The organism is Acinetobacter sp. MYb10 (genome assembly GCF_002980175.2).
Taxonomy (GTDB): domain Bacteria; phylum Pseudomonadota; class Gammaproteobacteria; order Pseudomonadales; family Moraxellaceae; genus Acinetobacter; species Acinetobacter guillouiae.
In genome coordinates, this window is sequence record NZ_CP058272.1 from 3,234,118 (window position 1) to 3,250,199 (window position 16,082).

13 protein-coding genes are annotated in these 16,082 nt (G+C 40.3%); 12 read left to right on the forward strand and 1 reads right to left on the reverse strand.

Features of this window, described 5'->3' with window-relative positions:
* Window positions 1-128: 128 nt before the first annotated feature.
* The 7 genes from rsmH to CQZ96_RS15145 all read left to right on the forward strand — a co-directional run bounded on the left by rsmH (window position 129) and on the right by CQZ96_RS15145 (window position 8,144).
* Window positions 129-1,055, forward strand: a complete 927-nt coding sequence (gene rsmH / locus CQZ96_RS15115) for a 16S rRNA (cytosine(1402)-N(4))-methyltransferase RsmH (RefSeq protein WP_034615067.1) — start codon at window positions 129-131, stop codon at window positions 1,053-1,055.
* The gene (ftsL, locus tag CQZ96_RS15120) at window positions 1,052-1,384 is read left to right on the forward strand and encodes a cell division protein FtsL (RefSeq protein ID WP_004725407.1); all 333 of its coding nucleotides are present in this window, start codon (window positions 1,052-1,054) and stop codon (window positions 1,382-1,384) included. The genes rsmH and ftsL overlap by 4 nt, the downstream gene beginning before the upstream one ends.
* Before the next feature lie 9 nt (window positions 1,385-1,393).
* Window positions 1,394-3,229, forward strand: coding sequence for a penicillin-binding protein PBP3 (ftsI, locus tag CQZ96_RS15125; RefSeq protein ID WP_004816649.1), 1,836 nt, complete (start codon window positions 1,394-1,396; stop codon window positions 3,227-3,229).
* 7 nt (window positions 3,230-3,236) lie between these two features.
* On the forward strand, window positions 3,237-4,733 hold the full coding sequence (locus CQZ96_RS15130; protein ID WP_105713827.1) for a UDP-N-acetylmuramoyl-L-alanyl-D-glutamate--2,6-diaminopimelate ligase: 1,497 nt from the start codon (window positions 3,237-3,239) through the stop codon (window positions 4,731-4,733).
* 9 nt (window positions 4,734-4,742) lie between these two features.
* Entirely contained in the window at window positions 4,743-6,152 is a 1,410-nt protein-coding gene (locus CQZ96_RS15135; protein ID WP_105713828.1) for a UDP-N-acetylmuramoyl-tripeptide--D-alanyl-D-alanine ligase, read from the forward strand.
* Window positions 6,152-7,270 carry a phospho-N-acetylmuramoyl-pentapeptide-transferase gene (gene mraY / locus CQZ96_RS15140; protein WP_056517494.1) on the forward strand — a complete coding sequence of 373 codons (1,119 nt, stop codon included), beginning with the start codon at window positions 6,152-6,154 and terminating at the stop codon, window positions 7,268-7,270. The genes CQZ96_RS15135 and mraY overlap by 1 nt, the downstream gene beginning before the upstream one ends.
* Window positions 7,271-7,340: 70 nt before the next feature.
* A complete protein-coding gene (locus CQZ96_RS15145) occupies window positions 7,341-8,144 on the forward strand; it encodes a putative RNA methyltransferase (protein WP_105713829.1) in 804 nt (267 codons plus the stop codon).
* Window positions 8,145-8,204: 60 nt separating this feature from the next.
* Here the strand turns inward: CQZ96_RS15145 and ponA are convergent, their stop codons facing one another.
* Window positions 8,205-10,748 (reverse strand): penicillin-binding protein PBP1a, encoded by a 2,544-nt coding sequence (ponA, locus tag CQZ96_RS15150; protein WP_105713830.1) that lies wholly within the window; start codon window positions 10,746-10,748, stop codon window positions 8,205-8,207.
* 163 nt (window positions 10,749-10,911) lie between these two features.
* On the opposite strand from ponA, the gene CQZ96_RS15155 reads away from it, so the two are divergent.
* The 5 genes from CQZ96_RS15155 to pilQ are packed head-to-tail and all read left to right on the forward strand — an operon-like array spanning window position 10,912 to window position 16,079.
* Window positions 10,912-11,970: a pilus assembly protein PilM gene (locus tag CQZ96_RS15155; RefSeq protein WP_004816660.1), complete on the forward strand. Its 1,059-nt coding sequence runs from the start codon at window positions 10,912-10,914 to the stop codon at window positions 11,968-11,970.
* A complete protein-coding gene (locus CQZ96_RS15160) occupies window positions 11,970-12,611 on the forward strand; it encodes a PilN domain-containing protein (protein ID WP_105713831.1) in 642 nt (213 codons plus the stop codon). The genes CQZ96_RS15155 and CQZ96_RS15160 overlap by 1 nt, the downstream gene beginning before the upstream one ends.
* Entirely contained in the window at window positions 12,608-13,354 is a 747-nt protein-coding gene (locus CQZ96_RS15165; RefSeq protein ID WP_004725428.1) for a type 4a pilus biogenesis protein PilO, read from the forward strand. Before CQZ96_RS15160 ends, CQZ96_RS15165 begins: the two co-directional genes overlap by 4 nt.
* Window positions 13,351-13,881, forward strand: coding sequence for a pilus assembly protein PilP (locus tag CQZ96_RS15170; protein ID WP_034615053.1), 531 nt, complete (start codon window positions 13,351-13,353; stop codon window positions 13,879-13,881). The genes CQZ96_RS15165 and CQZ96_RS15170 overlap by 4 nt, the downstream gene beginning before the upstream one ends.
* A 20-nt stretch (window positions 13,882-13,901) precedes the next feature.
* Window positions 13,902-16,079 (forward strand): type IV pilus secretin PilQ family protein, encoded by a 2,178-nt coding sequence (gene pilQ / locus CQZ96_RS15175; RefSeq protein ID WP_105713832.1) that lies wholly within the window; start codon window positions 13,902-13,904, stop codon window positions 16,077-16,079.
* The last annotated feature ends 3 nt before the right edge of the window (window positions 16,080-16,082 follow it).

The window sequence follows — 16,082 nt, forward strand, 5'->3', positions numbered from 1 at the left end:
ATAAAAAGCACTTTAAAACGGTTTTCTCTATAAAAAGTAATATTTCCCTACAAAAAGTCGTTTGGAGCTTTGGCAAAACAAGGTAATAATGTGCAGTTACTTTTTTTGCTTAAACTGAAATCATAATTATGTCTCATATTTCTGTATTACTACATGAAACTGTCGATGCTTTACTTGCAGATCGCAATACAGGAATTTACGTGGATGGGACATTTGGACGTGGTGGACACACCCGTTTATTGTTGTCTAAGTTAGATGAACATTCAAAAGTTTATGCTTTTGATAAAGACCCACAAGCATTAGAAGTGGCATATCAGTTAGAAAAAGAAGATCCTCGTTTTAAAATTATTCATGCCAGTTTTGCAGATTTACAACAAGAATTAAATCAATTGGATATTTATCAAGTCGATGGGATTATGGCAGATTTAGGGGTGTCATCACCACAGCTAGATCAAGCAGACCGTGGTTTTAGTTTTATGAAAGATGGACCACTTGATATGCGTATGGATAATTCTCAAGGACAAACAGCTGCAGATTGGCTAGTGGATGTAGACGAAGAACATTTGGCTAATGTGATTTTTCAATATGGTGAGGAACGTTATAGTCGTCGTATTGCACGTGCGATTAAGCAAGCAGGTTATATTGAAACCACTGGAAAATTAGCGGAAATTGTGAAAGTTGCGCATCCTAAGTGGGAAAAGAATAAACATGCTGCAACACGGACGTTCCAAGCTATTCGTATTGAAATTAATAAAGAACTCGATGACGTACATACCTTTTTACCTCAAGCCGTAGATTTGTTAAAATCAAATGCACGTTTGGCAGTCATTAGTTTCCATTCACTTGAAGACCGGATTATTAAACAATTTATTCAAAAAGAATCAACGTTGCCAGAAGATAATGGCTGGGGATTACCTCAAAAAGTACAAGATACACGTCGACTGAAAAAAGTTGACAGAGTTCGTGCCAGTGAGGAAGAAGTCAAAGCCAATCCTCGCTCACGTAGTGCTTGGCTTCGAGTTGCAGAACGCTTAGAACAAAAAGGCGCAGAATGAAACAAGAAATTATAGAAGAATCAAGTCATAAGCTGGCAATAAAAAAAGCGATTGTTTATGGCGTATTGGTTGTCGCAGTGTTGATCAGTGCCTTTATGGTGGTGTTGCAAGTCTTTGCTTATCGTCATGATTTTCGTGATTTAAATAGTTATATGCGTGAACGTGAAGATATCAATGCGGAATGGGGACGTTTGCTCATTGAACAACAAACATTTGGTGCAACTGCGCAAATAGGAACACGCGCAGTAACACAATTGAGAATGTATTCACCGCCAGCTGCGCAAACAGTTGTCATTTCATTACCAACTGAATCAGAGCAGAAGAAGTAAGGCATCTGTATGGCAGATAAGCAAACTAAACCGACTCGGCAGCCACGTAAAAAGCAGCCATCCATTACCCAGAAAAGTACTGTATCGATAGATATGTGGCGCTTCTATTTAATGTGGGGCGTGGTGCTTTTATGTTTTGTCGGCTTGGTCGGACGTGCATTTTATGTGCAAGTGATTAATAAAGACTTTTTACAAAATAAAGCCAATGCCAACATTCTACGTTCTGAAACATTAAAAGCCATGCGTGGTGTGATTAGTGATCGTCATGGCGTGCCTTTGGCAATCAGTTCTCCAATCATGAAAGTGGTGATTGATCCACGTGAATATTTTGAGACTAAAAAACAGTTTGATACCATCACGGCTGAATTACAGAAGACACCCAACAGTCGTAAACTCAAACGCCAATTGCCTGATGAAAATTTAAATTTAGATGAATTGGCAGATGCGGTTGGTCTTGATCGTGCCGACTTAAAAAAACGTTTAAATGAACGTCCACGTTCTCGTTATTTGGTACTTAAAAAAGAAGTTCCGCCACCACAAGCAGATTTTATTACCCAACATAAATTTGCTGGCGTTTATGCCGAGAAAACCTATAAACGTTATTATCCTCAACCACAACCCAATGCACAAATTATTGGTCTCACCAATAGTGAAGGGACGGGGATTGAAGGTTTAGAGATGCAGTTAAACTCCCGTCTGGCTGGTGAAGATGGTGAGCAAAAGATTTCTCGTGATAAACATGGTAACCGTATTACCACCCCGGAAGTTGTAAAAGAAGTGAAAGCTGGGGAGAACATTACCTTAAGTATCGATTCACGTTTGCAATATATTATGTATCGTGAGTTGACTGCGGTGGGTGTTGCCAATAATGCACGTTCTGCTTCTGCAATTGCTGTGGATGTAAAAACGGGCGAAATTCTGGCTATGGCGAGTTGGCCTTCTTATAACCCCAACGATAAAAATGGCTTAAGTAATAAAGATGCCATGCGTAACCGTGGTGCAATTGACATGTTTGAACCGGGTTCAACCATGAAACCTTTTACCATTGCAGCAGGTTTGGAAAGTGGCAAATATACCCCAAACTCGGTGATTAGTACCAGCCCAGGTTCGATGCGTTTAGGTTCACATACCATTCGTGATACGCATAACTATGGTTCGTTGACCGTCACTGGTGTGATTATTAAATCCTCGAACGTCGGTTCGGCAAAAATTGCTTTGTCCTTACCAAAAGAAACCTTACCAAGTTTCTTTAGAAAGGTCGGTTTTGGTCAGCGTTCGGCAGTTAAATTCCCAGGTGAGAGTGGAGGTTTAGTGCTTCCACCTGAAAAGTTAAATTCTTCGCAAATTGGTACAATGGCTTATGGCTATGGTCTAAATGCTACGATTTTACAGTTGGCACAAGGCTATGCAATGTTGGCCAATCATGGTGTGGAATATCCTTTAAGTCTCTATAAATTAAACGATCAGCCCAAAGGCAAACAGGTTTTAGCGCCTAAAATTGCTGATGAAGTTTTGTTGATGTTAGAGCAAGTTACGATGCCTGGTGGTACTGCAAAACAAGCTAATATTCCTGGTTATCGCGTGGGTGGTAAAACAGGTACAGCACACAAGTTGCGCCCTGACCATAGAGGTTATTCGAATACTGAATACCGTGCTTTATTTGCTGGTGTGGCACCGATTAGTGATCCTCGTTTGGCGGTTATTGTTGTAGTCGAAAATCCGCGTGGACAATACTATGGTGGTTTGGTTGCCGCTCCAGTGTTTGCCCGAATTATGCAAGAATCTTTACGTTTAATGAATGTGCCTTTAGATAAACCTCTTGAAACGGCTAAGGCCAAGCCATAGGTAAACTATAATGATTAATTTTCAAGATATTTATAAAGTTGATAATACAAAGGCTTGGATGTCTGAGTCATTTAATGGCTTTTCTCTAGATAGTCGTTATGTACAACAAGGGCAAATTTTTATTGCTTTGACCAGTTATTCGCAACCAGAAAAAACCACACAATTTGCTCAAATCGCTTTAGATAAAGGCGCATTGGGCATTATTAGTGAAACAGATTTAGGCTTTGAATCAGCATTGATCTGCCCAGATGTGCGTCAGTTGATGGGACAATGGCAAAAACAATATTTACAAGCGACATCTCCTGTAAAAGCTGCGCGAATTCTTGCAGTCACGGGAACCAATGGTAAAACCACAATTTCACGCCTCGTTGCTGAATTACTGGCATTACAAAATAAAAAATGTGCAGTGATGGGAACGACGGGGAACGGGATTCTGCCAAACCTAGAAGCATCTTCGCATACCACTTTAGATGCGTTGCATTTACAAAATCTTCTGCATGATTTTGCTATGCAAGGTGCTGAATTCGCTTCAATTGAGGCAAGCTCGCATGGTTTGGAACAAGGTCGTTTAAATGGTTGTGATATTGAGATTGCTGCATATAGTAATCTGAGTCGAGATCATTTGGATTATCACGGGACGCTTGAAGCCTATGCTGAAGCAAAAGCGTTACTGTTTAAATTTGCTGCATTAAAAGTTGCAGTAATTAACATAGATGATGCGCATGCAGACCTAATGATGAATGCTGCAAGCAGCAATCTGTCACATCCGAAAGTATTGACTTATTCAACCTCTAAAGCGGCTGATTACCAAGTATTTGGGATTAAATATAGTCTAGATGGGGCAACATTCCATCTCAAAACAGCTAAAGCTGAATTTACAGTAAATAGCCCATTGCTTGGGCATTTTAATATTGAAAATTTGGTGGCCAGTTTAATTGTTGCTGAACAAGCAGGTTTTGATTTAAAACAACTTATCGCAACCGTACCTAATTTGAAAGGTGCACCTGGACGTATGCAGGTGATTCGTGATCAGGATCGTCTGTTTGTGGTGGATTATGCACATACACCAGATGCTTTAACTCAGGTTTTAAAAACCTTGAAACGCCATGTTGAAAATCAGCTTTGGGCCGTCTTTGGTTGTGGCGGTGATCGTGATCGCGGTAAACGCCCATTAATGACCAAAGCAGCTTTGGAACAAGCCAATCCTGTGATTATCACATCAGATAATCCGCGTACAGAAAATCCTGAGCAAATTTTTGCCGATATGAAGCATGAAATTGATTTTAGCCAGCATGAGGTTCACGAAATTCGTGATCGCCGTGAAGCAATCAAATATGCAGTAAAGCATGCCCAATCAGGTGATATTGTTGTGATTGCCGGAAAAGGGCATGAAAATTATCAAGAAATTGATGGTGTTCGTCATTGGTTTGACGATGTCGTTGAAGTGCAATCGGCAATAGACGCACAACACCATAAACCCAATTCAGCTTATCCAGCTCATTAGGAATAAGAGATGCACACCTCTACCACCAGTACTGTGCCTTTGGAGCTATGGTCAGCAGCACAACTTGCTGAAGCAACTCAAGGTTATTGGTATTTAGATCAAGCACCACAAGGTGAAATTAAACGTATTTTGACTGATTCACGTCATGCTGAATTAGGTGATGCTTTTTTGGCGCTCAAAGGTGAGCGTTTTGATGCACATGATTTTGTTGCCCAAGTGGCTGAGAATGGCTGTCAAATTGCCATCGTGAGCCATCCTGTTGATGTAAATATCTGTCAACTTGTCGTGGCAGATACACGTTTGGCATTGGGGCATTTAGGCGCGTATCGTCGTGCTCAACATCCACAATTAAAAGTGATTGCACTTACAGGCAGTAGTGGTAAGACCACCACCAAAGAGATGTTGGGGAGTATTCTTTCACGTCTAGCGCCGACCTTGATTACACGTGGCAATTTAAATAATGATCTTGGTGTGCCAATGATGCTATTGGAGCTGCGTTCAGAGCATCAATATGCGGTGATGGAACTTGGTGCAAGCCATCAAGGTGAAATTGATTACACCTCAAATCTTGTACAGCCACATGTTGCTGGTATTTTAAATATTGGAACTGCGCATTTAGGCGAATTTGGTGGACGTGATGGAATTTGCTGTGCCAAATCTGAAATTTACCGTCATATTGATCAAGCTGGAACAGCAATTGTTCCTGCTCAGGATGATTTTACCGATACGATTCGCCAAGTGGTAGACACTGAGCAAGTGTTAAGTTTTGGACAGGGTGGCGAGGTCTTTGCAACAGATGTTCAGTTATACGCACAGTCTGCAATCTTTACCCTTAATACGCCTCAAGGTGCAAGAACCGTCAATCTTCCTTTTGCAGGTGAACATAATGTCCATAATGCAGAAGCAGCGGCAGCATTTGCCTTAGCGATTGGTGTTGGTTTAGACGATATTGTGATCGGCTTGGAGTCGGCACAAGGTGCAAAAGGGCGTTTGAATTTTATTCATAAGCACAAGCATTTATTTATTGATGATACCTATAATGCCAACCCGACTTCAATGCGTGCAGCAGCTGAAGTGCTTGCGCAACAGCAAGGGATCAAAGTGATGGTGATTGGCGATATTGGTGAACTAGGCGATACTGCTGCGCAGCAACACTATATGTTGGGTCGTGATCTGGTTTCAGTGGATGGGATTCAATTTGTTGTTGCAGTAGGTGAGTTTGCTCCTGCTACACAAGAAGGTGCGCGAAGCACTCAATATGGTAAAAAATTACAAGCTTTTCTTAGCCAAGAACAAGCTTTACCTTTATTGTTAAGTTTAATTGCAACACATCAACCACAGTCCATGAGTTTCCTGTTTAAAGGTTCTCGCTATACCCATATGGAAACGTTGATGGCTGATTTGATGGAGAAAGTTTAATGCTGTATTGGTTATTTCAACACTTGGCGGGTTATGAGAACGCGTTCCAAGTTGTTCGATACTTATCGTTACGAGCATTGCTCAGTGTATTGACTGCACTTGCGATTGGTTGGGCCTTGGGACCAGTAATGATCCGTAAATTACAAGCGCTCAAATATGGTCAGGCTGTTAGTTCATATGCACCTGAAAATCATGCCAAAAAAATGGGTACACCGACAATGGGCGGGATTTTAATTCTGCTTTCGATCGGGATCAGTACCTTGCTTTGGGCAGATTTATCCAATCCTTATGTATGGATTGTCTTGGCTGTTATGGTGATCTTTGGTGCTGTAGGTTGGGCAGATGATTGGATTAAAGTCCGTTATAAAGACAATGCAGGCTTACCTGCCAAGAAGAAATTCTTTTGGACTTCTGTTGGTTCCTTGGGGGCGGGTATTGCGTTATATGTCATTGCAACTCAGCAAGACAGCCCCGTACATACAGCGAATATGCTGGATTTGTTGATACCATTTTTTAAAAATCTGAGTATTCCATTGTCCTCAATTCCATTAGGTATTGGATTCATTATTTTTACCTATCTGGTAATCAATGGTGGATCAAATGCAGTGAATTTGACCGATGGTTTAGATGGTCTTGCGATCATGCCGATTGTTTTGGTTGCCGCAGGTTTAGGTGTTTTTGCATACTTGGCAGGTGATATACGCTTTGCCAATTATTTACATATTCCCTATGTAAAATATACCTCTGAGCTGGTGATTATTTGTGCTGCAATGATTGGAGCGGGTTTAGCATTTCTTTGGTACAACGCGCATCCTGCCCAAGTCTTTATGGGAGATGTCGGTGCATTATCATTGGGTGCAATGCTGGGCACTATCGCGGTAATGGTTCGCCAAGAGATCGTCTTTGCAATTATGGGCGGTGTCTTTGTTGTAGAAGCGATCTCGGTATTCTTGCAAATCGGATCATTACGTATGCGGAATAAACGTGTATTTCTTATGGCGCCGTTGCATCATCATTATGAGAAAAAAGGCTGGCGTGAGACTCAAGTAGTGATCCGTTTTTGGATTATCACAATTATGCTGGTAGTTTTAGGTCTAATGACATTAAAATTACGTTAAGCCAAAGTGATTTGAAAAGTCGGCATTAGCCGGCTTTTTTATGGCCTAAAAATATCTTTTGGAGAATACAATGAATTTGTTGATGTGCCCTGTATGTCGTGAGGCATTGAGCCTATCGGATCGGACTTGGCGCTGTGTAAATAATCATAGCTATGATGTGGCAAAACAAGGCTATGTGAATTTACATGTAGTACAACATAAGCATAGTAAAAATCCAGGGGATACGCCTGAATCTGTACAAGCACGCCGTGGATTTTTAAGTGGTGGATTTTATGCACCTTTACAGCAAGCCGTTGTTGAGAAAATTCGTGAGTTACGTGTTGAAAACCTGCTGGATATCGGCTGTGGTGAAGGCTACTATACCGATGCAATGCAACATCAAGTGATGCAATGTATTGGGGTTGATATTGCAAAAAATGCGGTTCAAGTTGCTGCAAAACTCAATAAAGATGTGACATGGATTGTGGGAACAGGAGCGACCTTACCAGTGTTGGATCATTCGATTGATTTGTGTACCAGCTTATTTAGCCCGATCCCAGAAGAAGAAATACTCCGAGTGCTTAAGCCGAAGGCTTATTTGATGGTGGTAACACCTGCACCAGAGCATTTATATGGGATGCGTGAGGGCTTGTTTGATGAAGTTAAAGCCCATGAACCGCAAAAGTTTGTCACGCAATTACAGGCATCTTTTGAATTAATAGAGCAGCCGATTATCGAAACGACGTTTGAGCTGGATCAAGCACAACTCAAAAACCTGATTGCGATGACCCCTTATGCTTATAAAGCAAAACCTGAAAAGCGGTTAGTTTTAGAAGCACAAGCTAAAACGATGTTAAAGGCAGCCTTTCAAATTTATATTTTTCAGAAAAAATAATAGAAATTTAAGCCATAAAAAATGCCATCAATTGATGGCATTTTTTATTTGAGAAACTAATTATTGAACTTCATTAATCAAATTCTCAAGAGAATCACTTTCTCGTTTTGCACTGCCTTGATTCATTGCAGGCGGTGTTACTTTGTTCGGTTTTAGCGGTTGATCTGAACTTTCATCAGGTAAGTCTTCAAAGTCATTTGATGAATTACGTGATGGTGTAACAGGTGCAGGTTTAAAGATTGGACGGGCTAAAGGCGGTGATGAACCATTGCCTTCATTTTGAGTAGCACCTTCAACTTGTGTCTGATTACGTTCTTCACGAGAGATTGGTGCTTTGGCATTTTTATCAAAATGTACCCAAGCAGATGGTGTGTCTTTTAAGGCTTTACCCATAAAGCCGGTCCAAACTGGAAGCGCTGCGATCCCACCAAATTCACGACGACCAAGTGTTGAAGGCTGGTCAAAACCGACCCAAGCAATCGCAACTAATTTGCCGTTGAAACCTGCAAACCACGCATCTTTAGCATCATTGGTTGTTCCTGTTTTACCGCCAATGTCATCGCGACCAATTTTAAGTGCTGCACGACCAGTACCATGCACAATCACATCACGAAGAATATTTGCCATATCAAAAGCAGATTGTGATTTTAAAATTCGTTGTGCTTGACGATATTTACTTTGTTCTTCTTTGCTTAATGGAGTTTGAGCCTCATCCACTGTAAGGTTTGCACCTTCAATGACTTCATCATCAGGGGTGATGGCTTGAGTATCGGCTACCGTCTCTTTTTGATTGATACATGGAATACACGCATATTCAGGCGCTGCTTCATAAATGGTTTTGCCATAAGCATCTTCAATACGGCTGATGAAATGCGGTTGAATACGATATCCACCATTGGCAATTGCTGCATAGCCAGTTGCCATTTGAACTGGAAGTACTTGTGGGGTCCCGAGCGCAATCGTAAAGTTACGTGGGATTTGATCTTCTTGTAGGCCAAAATCCATCAATAATTGGCGCGCACGTTCTACACCTACACTTTGTAATAAACGTACAGATACCGTATTACGAGATAAGTACAATGCACGTCGTAAAGGAATCATACCCAAATAACGACCATCTGAGTTTCTTGGTGACCAACGACCAATTGTAATAGGGCTATCATTGACCATGGTATAAGGAGTCATACCACGTTCAAGCGCCAGTGCATAGACGAATGGCTTAATGGTTGAACCTGGTTGACGCCAACCTTGTATTGCGCGGTTAAATTTAGATTGGTAAAAGTTGTATCCACCCACCACAGCTTCAATTGAACCATCATTCGGGTTGATTGCAATGAGTTGACCTTGTGCTTTCGGTGTTTGAACCAACGACCACGCGGTTTTATTTTCATTGGGACGTAAGCGAATAATATCTTTAACACTTACAATCTGCGAAGCACGGCTTGGTGCCCCACCAACAGCATTGGCATTGATATATTTTCTTGCCCAAGACATACCTGACCAAGGCACAGTCACTGTTGAACCATCTTGCATTTTGGCATCAAAACTATTGCTGCCTACCTTGATGACTTCAGCAGGGTAGGTATTGGCATAAGCAATGAATTCTTTTAAAGGTTTATCATGTGCTTCAGCACCACGCCATCCATGACGACGATCATAATCTTCCAAGCCTTTTTGTACTGCATCTTCTGCATATTGTTGGCGTTTGCTGTTGACTGTTGTATAAACTTTATAACCCGAATCAATTGCTTGTTCACCAAACTTTTCAACCAATTCTGAGCGAACCATTTCACCTACATAGGGAAATCGATTACTTAAGCCTCGATCAGGCATACTCAGATTAATCGGCTCAGCGACAGCTTTTTCGTATTCTGCTTGTTTAAGATAGCCAAGTTGTAACATGCGGCCAAGAATCCAGTTACGGCGTTCTAAGGCGCGTTCAGGGTTAACCACAGGATTGTATTTTGATGGTGCTTTGGGTAAGCCCGCAATCATCGCCATTTGTGCAACACTGAGTTGATCTAAGCTTTTGTCATAATAAATTTTGGCAGCAGCAGCAATACCATAAGCATTTTTACCCAAAAAGATTTTATTGACATATAAAGATAAAATTTCTTCTTTCGATAGATTTTGTTCTATTTTACGTGCCAAAAAAACTTCGGTAAGTTTGCGTTTAAGTGTTCGTTCAGGTGATAAATAATAATTTTTAGCCACCTGCATGGTAATTGTTGAGCCACCTGTTTGTACATTTGACCCAGTGACACTTTCACTCACTGCACGCCCTAAGCCTTTAAAGCTAATTCCGCTATGTTCGAAGAACGATGAATCTTCAGCAGCAAGGAAGGCATGAATGAAATGTGGTGGGATCTGATTGTACTCAACAGGCACCGAAAGCTTGCCACCATATTCAGCGATCAGCTGATTATCTGCTGAATAAACTTGCAAAGGTTTAAGCAATGGCGCCTTTTTTAAAGAGCTCATTTCTGGTAGTGATGGGGCAATATATAGATACATTCCATAAAAGCCCATCGGAATTGCGACTAAAATAATGATAATCAGCAAAAAAAAGGGATGAATATAACCTGAACAAGATAGCTTTTTCATAACAAGTAAGTTTTAATAATAGCTAATGGCAAACTAATTGCGTTCAGTATAGCTTCTCATGTGATGGATTGTTAGATGGGATATTGTATCTGTAAAAAATTAAGACCAAATGCAGTCGGTTTGTGTTATTTATTGGGGATAAAAAAATAATAGGAAATCAATCGTGCTTAGACTATATCGTAAGCCAAATAAGGGGTTAATAGGAGTAGATATTAGTTCTACTACTGTAAAGATTTTAGAGCTCTCTGTTAAGAACGGTCGTTACTGGGTTGAAAGTTATGGATTAAGTCCACTGCTTGATGGGAGTGTTGTTGAAAAAAACATTCTTAATCCTGAAGCAGTTGCTGATGCGTTGGAAAGGGCTGTCAATATTGGCAATCCTCAATCGCAAAATGTTGCGGTTGCTGTACCTACATCTATGGTGATTCACAAAATCATCGAAATGGATGCCGATATGTCGGACGAGGAAAGAGAAGTTCAGATTCGAATGGATGCTGAACAATATATCCCTTTCCCGCTGGATGAAGTCAGTTTAGATTTTGAAGTGTTAAAAGATAAGCTAGCAAATCCAAATCGAGTCAATGTGTTACTTGTTGCAACACGTGCAGAGAATATTGATTCTCGTGTTGAAGTTTTAGAAATCGCAGGCTTATCACCTAAAATTGCAGATGTAGAAAGTTATGCAATTGAGCGTGCTTTTGATGTCTTTTCCGATACCTTACCAATCGGTGTAAATCTTGTGGGTATCTTGGATATCGGCCATACCATGACCACCTTGTCTGTGATGCAAAATGGCAAGATCATTTATACCCGAGAGCAAGTTTTTGGTGGTAAGCAGCTGACTCAAGATGTACAGAACCGCTATGGCTTATCTTATGACGAAGCTGGTCGGGCCAAAAAAGATCGGACTTTACCTGACGATTTTGAAACAGAAGTCTTAATGCCGTTTTTAGAAGCAGTGGTACAACAAGCTGCTCGTTCATTACAGTTTTTCTTTTCATCTTCTCAGTTTAACGAGATCGACCATATTTTATTGGCGGGTGGTAATGCCAATATTCCTGGGTTGGCAAAATTATTACAACAAAAACTCGGTTATCGGGTCACGATTGCAAACCCTTTCTTGCAGATGGGGTTTTCACCACAAATTGACTTAAAAAAAATAGAAAATGATGCACCTTCTTTAATGGTTGCGTGTGGTTTGGCTTTGAGGAGTTTTGATTAATGGCAAAGATTAACTTACTCCCTTGGCGTGATGAGCTAAGAGAACAGAAGAAGAAGCAATTTGTTGCAATATGTGTTGGGGTTGCACTGATTGGCTTAGTTATAGTGTTATTGGCGTGGTTCTATTTTGATCATAAGTTAGAAGATCAGGAGCAAGCCAATCAATTGGTGACCAGTACCAATCAAAATTTAGATACGCAATTAAAAACTTTAGATGGTTTACAAGAACGTCGTAATGCCATTATTGAACGGATGAAACTGATTCAAGGCTTACAAGGTCAACGTCCTGTGATTGTTCGCCTCGTTGATGAATTGGTTCGGATTGTCCCTGCACAAATGTACATCACAAAATTTAGTCGTGTGGGCGATAAATTTACCATTGAGGGGAAAGCTGAAAGTCCAAACACAGTTGCTGAATTGTTGCGTGGATTAGAAGCTTCTGAATGGTATCGAAATGCGTTTATGAATTCATTCTTAGCCGCAGATGAAAATAAAAATAAAGAACAGACTTCGGTGATTCCTCGTGTGGAAGAATCATATGGAAGTTTTGTTGTGACTGTAGATATCGGTGAAATAGCAGCGACTGCAGATGGGGATACAACTAAAGCTGAACAAGTTCCAGCTGCTGGGGGTGCAAAATGAGTCGTGAAGATTTTGAGCAATTAGAATCATCTGTAAATGATGCTCCAAAAAAGAACAAGATGACCGTTGAGAAGTTTTTTCAACAGTTTAATACCTTGGATATGAATAACTATGGCAGTTGGCCTCTATCCGTTAAAGTCACCTGTTGGGTATTCTTGTTTTTTTTGGTGTGTGCAATTGGCTATTTTTTAGCAATTAGACCTAAATTAGATGCAATTGATCAAGCGCGTACAGTTGAACAAAACTTATTAAATGAATTTAAAGAAAAGGATTCTAAATTAAGAAACTTGCAGCAATATCAAGCGCAATTGCAACAAATGGAAGCAAATTTTAATCAGCAATTAGAACAGCTTCCTAAAGAAACTGAAATTCCGAGTCTGGTTGAAGACATTAACGTGACAGGAGTAAGTTCTGGTTTGAAATTTAAGAATATCAAATTAGAACCAGAAGTGAAGCAGGAGTTCTTTATTGAGCAGCCAATTTCGATTGATGCAACAGGGGATTATCATTCATTCGGCAGTTTTGCAAGTAGTCTGGCGGCGTTACCACGTATTGTCACTTTGCATGATTTCACAATTACAGGAACACCTAGCCAAGATAAAAAATCTGATGTGCCAGTGATTGACTATACAATTAAAGCAAAAACCTATCGCTATATCGGTGCTGATGAGCAGAAGATAAATAAATCTGTCAATACTGCTGCGCAGACAACGACACCTCAGCAAGGAGGGACGCCACAATGAAACAGCTCAGTAAAATAGTTTGTGGAATCTCATTTGCAATGCTTTTAGTGGGGTGTGATTCTAGAATTGATGCCGTTAATCAAGAGATGGCAAATATTCGAAATCAGCAACCACTGCCGATTGAACCTGCACCAGTATTCAATCCTGTACCGAGTTTTAATTATTCAGCCCAACAATTACGCAGCCCATTTTTGCCAAATTCATTGGCAAATGAATTAAAAATCATGTCAGGCAAGCGTGTCTACCCGAATTTTTCAAGACAGCCACAGCCACTTGAAAGCTATCCTTTAGAGTCATTAACACTGAAAGGGAGTATGAAAGGGGCCGTTGGGCAAACAGTGGGTTTGATTCAAACACCTGATGGTGAGATTGAGCGGGTACAACTTGGCAATTACATGGGCATGAATCAGGGGCGAATTATTGAGATTACGCCGACCCGTATTGATTTATTGGAAATTGTTCCAGATGGTCGAGACGGTTATATAGAAAGACCACGGAGTCTAGTTCTAATCGGTCCAATAGATTAAAACGGAATAAAGGAATAAAAATGAAAAAGAGTTTGAAAAATATCTTTAACGGGGATGGTAAGTTTATGAATAGTCAACTTCGTCAATTTACTATGGCGGCAGTGTCAATTGCGATTATGCAGGTTGCAGCAGCACAAACAACCATGACCAATATTGTACCGATGAAAATACCGGGGCAAGGTACAGAAATTCGGGTGATGTTTAATGGCTTACCGCCACAGCCTCAAGCCTATCAATTGGATAATCCATCTCGACTGATTTTGGATTTTGATCAGGCGAAGCAAACGATCAATCAGCCGTCTATTGCTGTGGCAAGTGAAGAAGCGTCGACGGTGGATATTACGGCCGATGATCAACGTTCACGCTTAACGGTAAATTTAAAAAATAGTGGTTCTTTTACAACACGTGTTGAAGGGAATACCTTTATTTTAAAGATTAACAATGCCAATCAAGCTGCTGCTTTACCGACTTATGCCTCATCTGCATCTACGCTGAATAAGCAAAATCAAGGCATCGCAGATATCGGTTTTCAGCGTGGCAATGCTGGCGAAGGCCAGGTTATTGTAAATCTGTCAGGTGCAAATACACCTGTAGATGTACAGCAACAGGGCAGTAAAGTTGTTATTCGAACCTTAGGAAATAAAATTCCTGCACATTTAATTCGTCGTTTAAATGTCAATGATTTTGCAACCCCAGTTTCTTCTGTGGATGCTTATAATGATGGTTCAAATGGCGTGATTACCATTCAATCTGCTGGTAGCTATGAATATATGGCCTTCCAAGCGGAAAATAAACTGACCGTGAGTTTAAAACGTCCTGTAGAAAATAAAGTAAATCGCCCAAGTTCAAGTCAGTCTTATACCGGTAAGAAAATCTCGCTGGATTTTCAAGATATCGAAGTACGCCGTGTGCTACAGCTGCTTGCTGATTTTACCAGTATTAATATGGTGGCTGCAGATTCAGTTCAAGGTAATATTACTTTACGTTTAAAAGATGTACCTTGGGATCAGGCCTTAGATATTATTTTAAAAACCAAGAATTTAGACAAGCGTCGTAATGGTAGTGTGATTTGGATTGCACCTGTCACCGAGCTGATTAAAGCTGAAGAAGATGAAGCAAAAGCGATTGCACAAAGTGTCAAATTAGCGCCAATTCAAACTGAATATATTCAACTCAGTTATGCTAAAGTTGCAGAAGTTCTTAAATTATTACAGGACTCTAGAAATCCTAAAGGTGCGCAGGCGAATAATACCACGAATACAGATTCTTTAGCTTTAGAAAGTCTACTCAGCTTAAGAGGGAGTGCGGTTGCAGATACACGAACAAATACATTAATTATTAATGATACTGCAAATAATATTGATAAAATTCGTAAAATGATTGATTTGGTAGATATTTCGGTAAAACAAGTCATGGTTGAAGCACGTATTGTTCGAGCAACAACGGATTTTACCAAAGAAATGGGTGTGAAATGGGGGATTTTATCCCAAGGGATTAACAAGAATAATGACTTGCTGGTTGGAGGAAGCGATAAGACATTATGGGATTTACGAACTCCAGATGATGATGGGAAATATACTATTACTCGGCCCGATAATTTAAATGTCGATCTTGGTGTCACCACGGCGGGCGCAAGCAAAATTGCATTTGGTTTAATTAGTATGTCTGATTTTATGTTGGATCTAGAATTGTCAGCTTTACAATCTGATGGTTATGGTGAAGTGATTTCAACACCAAAAGTGATGACGGCGGATAAGCAAAAAGCCAAAGTTTCATCAGGTCAAGAAATTCCTTATCAAACAACATCAACAGCAGGAGGCGCTGCAACTGCAACCACGGAATTTAAAGATGCATTATTGAGTTTGGATGTTACACCAAGTATTACCCCAGATGGTAAGGTGCAAATGCAATTGAATATTACCAGTGATTCACGTGGTGGGGTGGCACCGAATGGTGAAATCATTTTGAATAAAAATGAGATCAATACCAATGTCTTGGTAGATAATGGTGAGACAGTTGTTTTGGGGGGGATTTTTGAACAAGAAACTACATCAAGTCAAACCAAGGTGCCTTTCCTGGGAGATATCCCTTATCTAGGGCGATTATTTAGAAAAGATGTAAAGTCTGATAATAAACGAGAATTACTAATCTTTGTGACACCAAGAATTGTTAATGACAGTCGTACCAGAAATCATTAATAT

Excerpts from the sequence above, each read along its gene's own strand:
- rsmH (WP_034615067.1), top strand. The coding sequence starts at position 129 with ATGTCTCATATTTCTGTATTACTACATGAAACTGTCGATGCTTTACTT.
- ftsL (WP_004725407.1), top strand. The coding sequence starts at position 1,052 with ATGAAACAAGAAATTATAGAAGAATCAAGTCATAAGCTGGCAATAAAA.
- ftsI (WP_004816649.1), top strand. The coding sequence starts at position 1,394 with ATGGCAGATAAGCAAACTAAACCGACTCGGCAGCCACGTAAAAAGCAG.
- CQZ96_RS15135 (WP_105713828.1), top strand. The coding sequence starts at position 4,743 with ATGCACACCTCTACCACCAGTACTGTGCCTTTGGAGCTATGGTCAGCA.
- mraY (WP_056517494.1), top strand. The coding sequence starts at position 6,152 with ATGCTGTATTGGTTATTTCAACACTTGGCGGGTTATGAGAACGCGTTC.
- CQZ96_RS15145 (WP_105713829.1), top strand. The coding sequence starts at position 7,341 with ATGAATTTGTTGATGTGCCCTGTATGTCGTGAGGCATTGAGCCTATCG.
- ponA (WP_105713830.1), bottom strand. The coding sequence starts at position 10,748 with ATGAAAAAGCTATCTTGTTCAGGTTATATTCATCCCTTTTTTTTGCTG.
- CQZ96_RS15160 (WP_105713831.1), top strand. The coding sequence starts at position 11,970 with ATGGCAAAGATTAACTTACTCCCTTGGCGTGATGAGCTAAGAGAACAG.
- CQZ96_RS15165 (WP_004725428.1), top strand. The coding sequence starts at position 12,608 with ATGAGTCGTGAAGATTTTGAGCAATTAGAATCATCTGTAAATGATGCT.
- CQZ96_RS15170 (WP_034615053.1), top strand. The coding sequence starts at position 13,351 with ATGAAACAGCTCAGTAAAATAGTTTGTGGAATCTCATTTGCAATGCTT.
- pilQ (WP_105713832.1), top strand. The coding sequence starts at position 13,902 with ATGAAAAAGAGTTTGAAAAATATCTTTAACGGGGATGGTAAGTTTATG.